Annotated in this window: 11 protein-coding genes; 4 read left to right on the forward strand and 7 right to left on the reverse strand. The window is 31.8% G+C overall.

Annotated elements, in window-relative coordinates; all coding sequences use genetic code 11:
* Positions 1–158: 158 nt before the first annotated feature.
* Both ACKI2W_RS04920 and ACKI2W_RS04925 read right to left on the reverse strand, forming a co-directional pair.
* Positions 159–293 carry a hypothetical protein gene (locus tag ACKI2W_RS04920; RefSeq protein WP_407379823.1) on the reverse strand — a complete coding sequence of 45 codons (135 nt, stop codon included), beginning with the start codon at positions 291–293 and terminating at the stop codon, positions 159–161.
* A 183-nt stretch (positions 294–476) separates the two neighbouring features.
* The gene (locus ACKI2W_RS04925) at positions 477–851 is read right to left on the reverse strand and encodes a winged helix-turn-helix transcriptional regulator (RefSeq protein ID WP_407379825.1); all 375 of its coding nucleotides are present in this window, start codon (positions 849–851) and stop codon (positions 477–479) included.
* A gap of 90 nt (positions 852–941) precedes the next feature.
* Here ACKI2W_RS04925 and ACKI2W_RS04930 point away from each other — a divergent pair, with 90 nt between their 5' ends.
* From ACKI2W_RS04930 to ACKI2W_RS04940, 3 genes are all read left to right on the forward strand, one after another.
* The gene (locus ACKI2W_RS04930; RefSeq protein WP_407379827.1) at positions 942–1,322 is read left to right on the forward strand and encodes a nuclear transport factor 2 family protein; all 381 of its coding nucleotides are present in this window, start codon (positions 942–944) and stop codon (positions 1,320–1,322) included.
* Positions 1,323–1,345: 23 nt separating this feature from the next.
* Positions 1,346–1,891, forward strand: coding sequence for a flavodoxin family protein (locus ACKI2W_RS04935; RefSeq protein ID WP_407379829.1), 546 nt, complete (start codon positions 1,346–1,348; stop codon positions 1,889–1,891).
* Between the two features lie 301 nt (positions 1,892–2,192).
* On the forward strand, positions 2,193–3,623 hold the full coding sequence (locus ACKI2W_RS04940; RefSeq protein WP_407379831.1) for an MBL fold metallo-hydrolase: 1,431 nt from the start codon (positions 2,193–2,195) through the stop codon (positions 3,621–3,623).
* A 9-nt stretch (positions 3,624–3,632) separates the two neighbouring features.
* Here the strand turns inward: ACKI2W_RS04940 and ACKI2W_RS04945 are convergent, their stop codons facing one another.
* Positions 3,633–4,265: a DUF1847 domain-containing protein gene (locus tag ACKI2W_RS04945; protein WP_407379833.1), complete on the reverse strand. Its 633-nt coding sequence runs from the start codon at positions 4,263–4,265 to the stop codon at positions 3,633–3,635.
* 891 nt (positions 4,266–5,156) lie between these two features.
* Here ACKI2W_RS04945 and ACKI2W_RS04950 point away from each other — a divergent pair.
* Entirely contained in the window at positions 5,157–5,732 is a 576-nt protein-coding gene (locus ACKI2W_RS04950; protein ID WP_407379834.1) for a TMEM175 family protein, read from the forward strand.
* A 1-nt stretch (position 5,733) separates the two neighbouring features.
* On the opposite strand, the gene ACKI2W_RS04955 is transcribed toward ACKI2W_RS04950, so the two are convergent.
* From ACKI2W_RS04955 to ACKI2W_RS04970, 4 genes are all read right to left on the reverse strand, one after another.
* Positions 5,734–6,288, reverse strand: coding sequence for a DUF3795 domain-containing protein (locus ACKI2W_RS04955; protein ID WP_407379836.1), 555 nt, complete (start codon positions 6,286–6,288; stop codon positions 5,734–5,736).
* On the reverse strand, positions 6,285–7,007 hold the full coding sequence (locus ACKI2W_RS04960) for a radical SAM protein (protein ID WP_407379838.1): 723 nt from the start codon (positions 7,005–7,007) through the stop codon (positions 6,285–6,287). Before ACKI2W_RS04960 ends, ACKI2W_RS04955 begins: the two co-directional genes overlap by 4 nt.
* A 92-nt stretch (positions 7,008–7,099) precedes the next feature.
* Positions 7,100–8,500, reverse strand: a complete 1,401-nt coding sequence (locus ACKI2W_RS04965) for a DUF3100 domain-containing protein (RefSeq protein WP_407379840.1) — start codon at positions 8,498–8,500, stop codon at positions 7,100–7,102.
* 7 nt (positions 8,501–8,507) lie between these two features.
* Positions 8,508–9,401 carry a PhoU domain-containing protein gene (locus tag ACKI2W_RS04970; RefSeq protein WP_407379842.1) on the reverse strand — a complete coding sequence of 298 codons (894 nt, stop codon included), beginning with the start codon at positions 9,399–9,401 and terminating at the stop codon, positions 8,508–8,510.
* Positions 9,402–9,907 lie beyond the last annotated feature (506 nt).

Genomic DNA, 9,907 nt, shown 5'->3' on the forward strand with positions numbered 1-9,907 from the left:
ATTTTATCACTGTTAATTGCATTTGCAAACTCACGAGCAATCTCAACTCTATTATACATTAATAACCACCATAGATTATTAGATAATAATTAATTTAAATTTTATCAATAATAAATATTTACTAACTGCGACTTTATGAAAGACTTGATTAATTAATATTAAAATAATCTAGTTTGTGTATCAATATAGCTTGGCTCATTGACTTCATTTACAACATCACTCTCTTTAACCTCACCAATCAGCAATGGCGAATCAGGATTATGCAATTTTTGATTCCTTATGACCAGCTTCATGTTAGCTTTTGCATAAGAGTATAGAAATTATTTAGTTTGCATAATCACATAGCCCCGTCCATTTACTTCCGTTACAACAGATTTCCATTAACATAAAATCAACAAAAAATCAGAATTATGATTTCTATAAAAAGTGTGAATGAACCCTAGACACATTTTTCTAAAAATAATAAAATGAAGTAATTATTTTAAACTGTTACTATATTGCTCAAAAATTTCCTTTTTAACATCATCATTCAATTTGCTGCATTCCAATTCATTTAATGAGTAAACAGTTAATTCATACAATATTTTATTAGCTTTCAATCCCTTATCAAGCAGTTTGTAGTATGTTTTGTTCCTTGTTTTTTCTTCAATTGTTTCTTTTTTGATTAACTTGACATCTTCCATATATTTTAATGTTTTGGATAGGACATGGTTGCTTAATGTAGGATTTGATTCCTGAAATTCTGTGAAATGCTTTTTTCCTCTAAACATGTCCATCAATATGCATAGAACCCATTTTCTACTAAAAAAATCCAGTGTTTCACTCACAGGACATATATCTTCAATATTCATATTATTCTTTTTATTAAATGATACTATAAATTATTAAGTAATTTTAAAATTACAGATTATTTTTAACCGATAATCTCACAACTACTAATTATGAGATCAAATATTGATGAATATGAAGCTGTTGAAAAAGCAGCAGAAAAATTTGTAAAAAGTGTTGCAAAAGGAAACAGCGAATACGCAAGAGAATTATTTGTTGATGAAGCTGTGCTGTTTGGATATTTGGATGGGAACTTGGAACATGGTTCTATTGAACAATTCTATGATAATGTAGACAGTGTTGCTGCCGGCGATGAATTTAATGCAAGAGTTGATGTTCTTCTTTTAGAAGAAACATTAGCTGTTGTAAGAGTACTTGAAGAAAGCTGGGGTGGAAGAATTGATTTTACAGATGTTTTGCTCATGTTGAAGATTGATGGTGAATGGAAAGCTGTTGCAAAAGCATATAATCAAAATTCAAATACAATCCAATAGAATACTTGATAATGAGGTGAACTATGGCTAAAAAAATAATTATTTTGAATGGAAGTCCAAGAAAAAAGGGAAATACATCTTCAATTACAGCAGAGTTTATTAAAGGTGCAACAGAAGCCGGAAATGAAGTTGAAGAATTCATAATTTCTTCAATGAAAATAAATGGATGCATAGGCTGCTGGAAAGGAGGTAAAAATAGCGAACATCCATGTACACAAAAGGATGGCATGGATGAAATATATCCGAAATATATTGATGCCGATATTGTGGTTTTAGCATCACCATTATATTACTGGAACATTTCAGGTTTTCTTAAGAATGCATTTGACCGTTTGTTTGCCGTTGCAGAATGTGACAACTACAAAAATCCAGTGAAAGAGAGCATTCTCATCATGGCTGCAGAAGGTACCGGATTTGAAGAAAGTGAGATATGGTATGACAATTTAGAAAAACACATGGGATGGAAAAGTATCGGCAAACTCCTATGCGGTCATGTAACACAGCCTGGAGATACTGAAGGAAAACCTGAATTAAAACAAGCATACGAACTTGGAAAATCGATAAACTAATACCGGCAATAGTTCTTTCCAATTGATTCATTACCTTAAATAAAAAGGAAAGAACTAAATTTCAATTATTTTTCTTTTTTTACTGCACTCAAATTTAATGATAGAGAAAATCATGCAAAAGCGAAAAGGAATTCACTATTAAATTCCACCAAACATATTTTAAAAATGAATCGCGAATTCAAACTTGCCCAATTGAACCATAGTGAAAACTATATTATATAAGTTCAAAAAAATATATTATTGCAAACTTATTTTTATATAAACATATAAAATAAAAGCAAAAATATTTTACAGTGATGACATGAATAATACATTTATTACAAAAATGCCCAATCATATCGGCGCATTTTTAAAGGCAAGCAAATGCTTGTCCGATTTGGACATAAATATTACTCGGGTGAGTTATAATAAATCTGTGGATTCCCATCTATTATTTATCGATGTTGAAGGAAGTCCTGAAAATCTTGAAAAAGCAACTCATGAATTAATGTTCATAGGATATATCCAACATGATTTAGATCATCGCGATGTAGTGCTACTTGAATTTAAGCTTAAAGATATCCCCGGTGCTGTTACACCAATTTTAGAGTTAATCAGTGATTTTAATTTCAACATTACATATATCAGTTCCCAACAGACAGATAAGGAATTCCAGTTCTTTAAGATGGGTCTCATTGTTGAAAACCAAGAAAATGTTAACACATTCATGAAAAAGGCAAGCGAATTATGTCCAATTAAAGTAATTAATTCAAATTATGCTAATAAGATTTATGACAATAGCTTTTTTTACAACAACTTTGTAAATCAGATATCATCTACAGTGGATATCTCAGATGAATCCAAAAATGAACTGATCATCAATACAAACTTGGTGATGCAAATGCTTAACGAAAGCGGGGTTTTGCCGTTCCATACCTTTGACAGCATAAGCAGATTTACAGAAATCATTTCAGCTTCAAAAGGAGAGAATTTCACACCAAGAATAACAAACCATAAAATAACCGAAAATAGTGAAATAACACTTATCGAACCTCCCTGCGGAAGCAACATTGCAATCATAAAAAGCTATGGCAAGTACTTATTCATTGATACCGGATATGCCTGTTATGAAAAGGAAATGCTTTCAATCATCAAGGAAATCATCCCTGATTTTGACAATATTTCAAAAGAGGTATTCATAACTCATGCCGACGTTGACCACTGCGGACTGTTGCCCCTTTTTGACATTGTCTATGCCAGCAGCAAAAGTGCAGAATCACTGAAATCAGAATATAACAATGAAAGCAATTTCCGTGAAAAAAATCCACTTCACAAACCATATATCCGTATTTGCAATATATTAACTTCATATAAACCTGTTTCCCCTCAAAAAATTCAGGTTGTAGGGGATGAACAAACAATAACAAAACCCCTTGAACAAACTGGAGTTTTTGATTTTGGTGAATTGCATTTTAGTCTTTATGAAGGAAAAGGAGGCCATCTTCCTGGAGAATCTGTTCTAATTGATTTTGAACATAAAATTGCATTTACAGGAGACATTTTTATAAATATGAAAGACATGATTCCTAAACAGGCAGAATATAATAGATATGCTCCAATTTTAATGACCTCAGTTGATTTTGATTCTGACCTTTGTCGAGAAGAAAGAAATAATCTATTTAATAAATTGAACACTGGAAAATGGCAAATCTTCGGAGGCCATGGTGGTAAAAGGACATATGAATCAAATTAAAGATTTGACCTAATCTCTTTTCATCAGCTTCTTATAATAGGTGTTTGTTTGGTATAACGCTCCCACAGGATTGTGTGCGAGTACTTTGTCTTTTGTTACAAGTGTTGTGCATAGGGCATCAGAATATTTATAGAAAAGACTATCATGACCTACACATAACCCTATTATTACGTTAATGTCTGTTTTTTCATTATTAAGTATTATTGCCTGCAGTATCGGATTGCACATTATATTTCCAGTTATATTTGTTTTTTTATCATCTACACCTGCCATTTCTGTTTTTTTCATTGCTCCGACTTTACATGCTACGGAATATACTTCAAAGTCGTGTTTGTCAAGGATTTTGGCAAATGTTCTGCTTTCTTCCATTAGCCCCACACAGGCAACTATTCCTATTTTATTCATTTTTAGTCTTTTGGCAAATTCTATGATTTCTTCTACTCTTGTGTATTTGCAGTAGAACTCTTCTTCTATTTCTGCTGAGATCCTTGATATCTCTTTGTTGTTATCTTCATTGTAGAGTTTTTCAATTTCTATTATTTCATCACGTGTTAATTCTTTTGTTTGACAGAATTTAGGATATTCTGAATCTTGGTGTTTGCAGTTTATAATTCCACAATTGCTGCAGGAGTAATTTTTCATGATATTTCCTCAATGATTATTATTACTATATATTTTTTAAATTTTTCTTAAAAAATAGTTATCCATATAATTTTGATAGGTTTTATAAAAATAGCCATTAAATTAATCTAGCTTGAGCATCAATATAGCTAGGTTCATTAACTTCTTTTACAACATTCTCGTCTTTAACATCCCCAATCAGCAAGGGCGAATCAGGATTATGAAGCCTAAAATTCCTTTTAACAAGCTTATTCGAGAAATTTGCATAACAACAAGGGTTTTGTCAAGCTTGAGGAATAGTGGCTTGTCCCTCTATTCCTGTTTTAGTTTTGAAGTAGATGGATTTGTCAAATTTAAGAACTGGCCATTTATCGGTCGGTTCGAGGGTTAAGTTTTTTAAACTTGATTAAGATATTTAAGGGAAAGCGCCACATAAAACACTTCCCCAATGAATAAGGAGTTTTTCCTACATATCAAAAATTTAGCTCCGGTAAAAAGCAATAAACAGCATCATAGCTATATTCTGGTTCTGTTAAAACCTATATCTTTCAAAATCAAATAAAAGTAATAAAAATATATATGCTTCTTAGTTGAATATTATAAATTGAGAGCTAAAAGCAGTAAATATTTTGTAGAGTATACGGGCAAAATCTATTATGCATAATTTGAGCGTTATTTAACTTATTAATCGTTAATATTAAGTTTTTTATTAATTAACATAATGTAACTTATTTCATGATTTTATTGAGCGCACTATATTTATATTTTTTTAAAATAAGTCTTTTTTTAAGGAATTGATTTGGCCTTTTTAGGTAGGTGTTTATATTTTGTATAGTTTTTTCAGTATATTGACTTCATTTCTAAGTCTTATTATATAATATTTAAAATATGATGAAATCAAAATAGTTTAATATGAAAATGGAAAACTTGATGGAAACCAATAGGCTGGAAGCTTTTTATGATGCGATAATTGCAATTATTGTAACAGTTTTGGTTTTGGAATTGCCACAGCCTGAAACCGCTACCATTGCAGGAATTTTAGCTTTGAAAGTTTCATATTTCACTTATCTTGTCAGTTTCCTTGTTTGTGCCAATCTCTGGCAATATCACCACTTGATATATGCTCATGTGAAAAAAATTGATTCTAAAATTATTTGGTTGAATATTCTTTTAATGTTTGTAATATCTCTGATTCCTTATTTGACAATTTTTGTTGCTAATAATCCGAATTCTCTTTTAAGCGAATCCTTATATGGTTTGGATTTTATTTTGGTGGATATTATTCTATTTATTATGAGCAGATATCTTATAAAAATAAATGAGGATAGCGAATATTTGTCTGAAGTTTTGGATTTGAAAAATGTAATAATTATTCCATTCATTTTCCTAATTATAGGATTCATTATAGGTTTTTTAGGCTATCCTATTGCAATCAGCATTGTCTGTTTGATTACAATCGTAAGGTCAATATTATATTCAATTAAATAGGTCAATATCTTCCTGTATTTAATTTGAGTATGATATTTCTTTTTTTGGCGAATTCATATAATTCATGTTTTATATAATCTGATCTTTCCTTTAAATCCATATCTTTTGTTGATTCATCGCAGTCTTTTAATATCTGTTTTAAGTCATCAACTTCAAGCAGATTTACCGCCAGGCAGAAGAAGATATGTCTGTTGGCAATATTATACCTGTTTAAAATATGGTTTAGGATTTCCTTTTTTTCAAGCTGTTCTTTGTGATAGTTTTCGATTCCTATAGTTTTTGCTTTTTGCAAATCCTTTTTCTGATTCCTGTGTGTGATTAGTGAATCGTGTAATTCAATTCCATCATATTTGTCACAGGGATATTCCTCACATTCGAAGCAGTAGTCTATATTTCCATGTTCAATGCTGCATGGTGCTATTGTGCAGGTCAGATAACAGGCACTGCCTTCACGACATCCTGTGCATCTTTTTTCAATAAACATTGGGCATAAACTGCAGTTAAGTCCGCACAATGACAGCAGCAGATCAGTCCGTTTAAATTTTTTATTTATCATAATGACCTTTTATTTCTCCTTATTTGTGCCATCCTTTCGAAATCACCATTTTCAATTTCATTGCTTAAAACATCAATGATTTGACTTTTTCTTTCAAGAAAATGAGGGCCTGACAAACTGGTAGATACCGTATGATGAGTAATGAATGAACAGTCACAGGTTAAATGTTCAACGAAAGTTTTAAGTTCAATTAACATTTCCTTTTCCGACAATGGTGTGAATTCACCCATTTGCGCTTCTTTTAAAAGAGGAGTTCCTGGAAATAGTGTCAGACCTCCCGTTCCAACAAGCATGGGCCTACACTGACTGAATATTTCTGCAGAATTTACTGCATGCTCGTGGCTATGTTCACGACCTGAAACTCCATTTAAAAAACTCATCCAAAAGTCTATTCCGGCATCAGTCAATTTTTGGCATTGTTCTATAATGTCTTTTGAAGTATAACCTTTGTTTATTCTTTTTAATGTCCAGTCATCTCCGCTTTCCACACCAAGAGAAATTTCTCTTAAACCCAATTCTTTCAGACTTTCAAGTTCCTCAACAGTTTTGTTGCGCAAATCAGAAACCCTTGTTTGAGTATAGATATATTCTATTTCTGGAAGATATTCATTGATTTTTTCAAGAATAGGACGAAACCTGTTGTAAGTCATAACCAAGGGGTTGGCTGAAAGCAGCTGGATTGTTTTTGCATCTGAAGCAATACTTGCCAGTTCCTGCAAATCTTTTTCAATTATATATATTATATAAAAATTATATTACTATTTCGCATAATAGAAAACTAATATGATATAAATAATGAAAAATAGATTTGTTAAATCATGCCTGTTACAAATAAGACCAGATTTGCAATACTTGCAGAACCGAGGTAAGTTCCGGAAATTACGATTATTGCTATAATGATTCCTTTCCAACCAATCTTTTTAAATTCCTCCCAATCGTTACCGATTGCAATACCGACATATGCTAAAAATGCAGTGCAGATTGTAGTTAACTCAATTTGAGAGACATAAGTTATTATAATGTCTGAAGTTGGAACTCCAGGAATGGCTAAAAAAATACCAAGTAAACTTATATAAATGATTGATGGGATATCCCATGGAATTATCCTCTCAAGGCACATTCCGATAAGGGTAATAATTGAAATGATTAGCATTCCGATGAACACATCAAGCAAAGGGGTATGGTAACCTATGAAATTTCCAACTGTGACGATGATTGAGAAAAGTACGAGGAAAGTGACCCATCTTTCAATCTTACCAGAACTTAAATCCTCAGAAGTAGCATATTTATCATCTTTTACTCCTTCAATAGCATATTCGTCATCAATGGTTCTCCCCTCACCTTTACCTATGATTGGAGATAACCATTTATACAATTTTTCTGCAAGAGGCAGGGAAATGAATATGCACATGTAAATACCTAAACAAAATGAAAGAATGTTACTGCATCCTGCAAAGGCCTCCAATTGGGTAGCCATGGCAGGGTACATATGCACCAATGGAACCAATGCTGCAGCATTCATGCTTGCGCTTCCTATGCCTGAAGCCATTGCAAAGGCATATGGATGGTAAGGTATGAGCGAAATGCATATGCTTGAAAAAAAGCTGATAAAAGGAGTGCCGATAATGGATCCTATAACAAAAATGGCTAAAACTCCCCTTGTCTCAGGGGATTTGAAACCATACTTGTCGATAATGACTCCCAAGTTAGGTTCGCGGCAAATGGAACTTGCCATACCGATTACTTCTCTTCTAAATCCTAAAAGCAAAGCAACGGGCAATGCTATAAGAGTGCCCAAATCCCCCAAAAGTTGTAAAATCAAGGCGGGGCCGACATTAAAAATAATATCAATGGATTGTCCGCTCGAAATAGCTAATTTAGCAATTAAAACTCCTATAAATAAAACCATTGCTCCTTCAGCTACCTTTGATTGCTTTTTACCTATAAATTTTATAGGTTTTGCTAAAAAGAGAGCCAAACCCATGATTAGGGCATATATTAAAGGCAATAATAAAACACTTATGGTATCAGTGATTCTAATCTCTTTAACTCCAATGGCCATTGAAATGGCAACCAGAACAAAACAAACTATATGCAGGTTGTATTCCTTCCATGGGGGTCGTTTCTTAATAGCCCTGTCAGTTTTTCCCCTAAACGTTTCTTGCGGTTTATTATTTGATATAAGATCTCCTCCTGAGAAGAAATTTGGCATTGTCTTTTTAAATTTTTTCTCTAAATGAACGTGGAGTTGTTGGCCTTGGAATATCCTTATGGAATTCAGCAGCCAAATCCATAATTTCCACTGAGATATCGCCCATTCTTTCGAATGATTTCACTACACGGGATATGTAAATATAATAATTGGACATTTCAATATCCTCAAAAGAAGTTTCAACCATTTGGTTGGCAATGAGATTCATGGCTTTTTGTTGAGTTTCATGAATTTTTTCTTCTGTATCCATCAAATTTCCACGTGAGTCGATATTCCCATTAATAAAAGCATCAGTTGCATATGAAATAGATTTTTGTGCATATTTATGCATTTTTTTTAATATATCTAAAAGTTCATCGTCTACGGCAGTCTTCTCATTAATGACAAATTTGGCAATATGACCTGAATAATCTCCAATGCGTTCATAATTGTATGCCGCTTCGCTGAACAATAAAATCTTGGAAAGTTTGGAATGGGGATCAACATCAACGACAGTTTCAACAGATGCGCGAACTTTTTCATACATATTATTTGTGGTAAAATCCAGTTTTAAAGCTTGTTCTGCCAAGTCCTTATCATTAGTTAAAATGGCATCGAAAGACATTTGGACCTGTTCTTTAACATGCTCGCTCATGCTGCTTAGCATGTTTTCAATTAAAAAAAATGCGGAATGCTGTTTGATATTGAAGATAGGGTCTGAAGAGCCATAAATTTCATCATATTTATTCAAATCGATGACATAAGCCCTTTTGACAATGTCTTCTTCAATTAATGGTTTAAGCAATTGAGTAACATATCTTCGACTAATCTTTAATTTTTCGGCAATTTCATCTTGAGTTGACGGTTTATCATAAAAAATAATATTCAAAATGTCTTCCAAAGTTTTATCGCTCCGCGCCATTGAAAATCCTCTCCATCAATTAAATTTAAAAAATTAACTTCAAAGAAATTTTATTGTGAATGCAAATATTTTCACATTTGCCTATAATAAAAACAATGATTTTGGACTATTTAAACTTTGCTAAAATGTGAATTTTTATTCACAAAAAGTGAATAATATTAGGTGAAAAACATATTTCAAAAATCCGGATTTCAGATAATGGGAATAAAAAATAATGAAAAAATATTTAAACGAAATAAAAAGACATGGGAGTTTTAATATGTTTGCATTGAAAGAATTATCCCATTTCAAAAACATTATCAAAAAAAAGATTTCATTATTTCCAGTAATATTCTCATTATATTATTTATTATATTTTTTATATAAAACAAGTAATAAAATTTTTGAAATATCGGGTAAATTTAAAAGTAATAAAAATATATGCTTCTTTGTGTTATATTATAATTAGAGAGCTAAAAGTAGTAAATATTTTGTATAGTATACGGGCAAAATCCATTGTATATAAT

The sequence above is a fragment of the Methanobrevibacter sp. genome (assembly GCF_045603845.1).
GTDB lineage: Archaea > Methanobacteriota > Methanobacteria > Methanobacteriales > Methanobacteriaceae > Methanocatella.

Coding starts and splice junctions, on each gene's coding strand:
- ACKI2W_RS04940 (WP_407379831.1), top strand. CDS start 2,193: ATGAATAATACATTTATTACAAAAATGCCCAATCATATCGGCGCATTT.
- ACKI2W_RS04965 (WP_407379840.1), bottom strand. CDS start 8,500: ATGCCAAATTTCTTCTCAGGAGGAGATCTTATATCAAATAATAAACCG.
- ACKI2W_RS04945 (WP_407379833.1), bottom strand. CDS start 4,265: ATGAAAAATTACTCCTGCAGCAATTGTGGAATTATAAACTGCAAACAC.
- ACKI2W_RS04955 (WP_407379836.1), bottom strand. CDS start 6,288: ATGATAAATAAAAAATTTAAACGGACTGATCTGCTGCTGTCATTGTGC.
- ACKI2W_RS04970 (WP_407379842.1), bottom strand. CDS start 9,401: ATGGCGCGGAGCGATAAAACTTTGGAAGACATTTTGAATATTATTTTT.
- ACKI2W_RS04935 (WP_407379829.1), top strand. CDS start 1,346: ATGGCTAAAAAAATAATTATTTTGAATGGAAGTCCAAGAAAAAAGGGA.
- ACKI2W_RS04930 (WP_407379827.1), top strand. CDS start 942: ATGAGATCAAATATTGATGAATATGAAGCTGTTGAAAAAGCAGCAGAA.
- ACKI2W_RS04920 (WP_407379823.1), bottom strand. CDS start 293: ATGAAGCTGGTCATAAGGAATCAAAAATTGCATAATCCTGATTCGCCA.
- ACKI2W_RS04950 (WP_407379834.1), top strand. CDS start 5,157: ATGAAAATGGAAAACTTGATGGAAACCAATAGGCTGGAAGCTTTTTAT.
- ACKI2W_RS04925 (WP_407379825.1), bottom strand. CDS start 851: ATGAATATTGAAGATATATGTCCTGTGAGTGAAACACTGGATTTTTTT.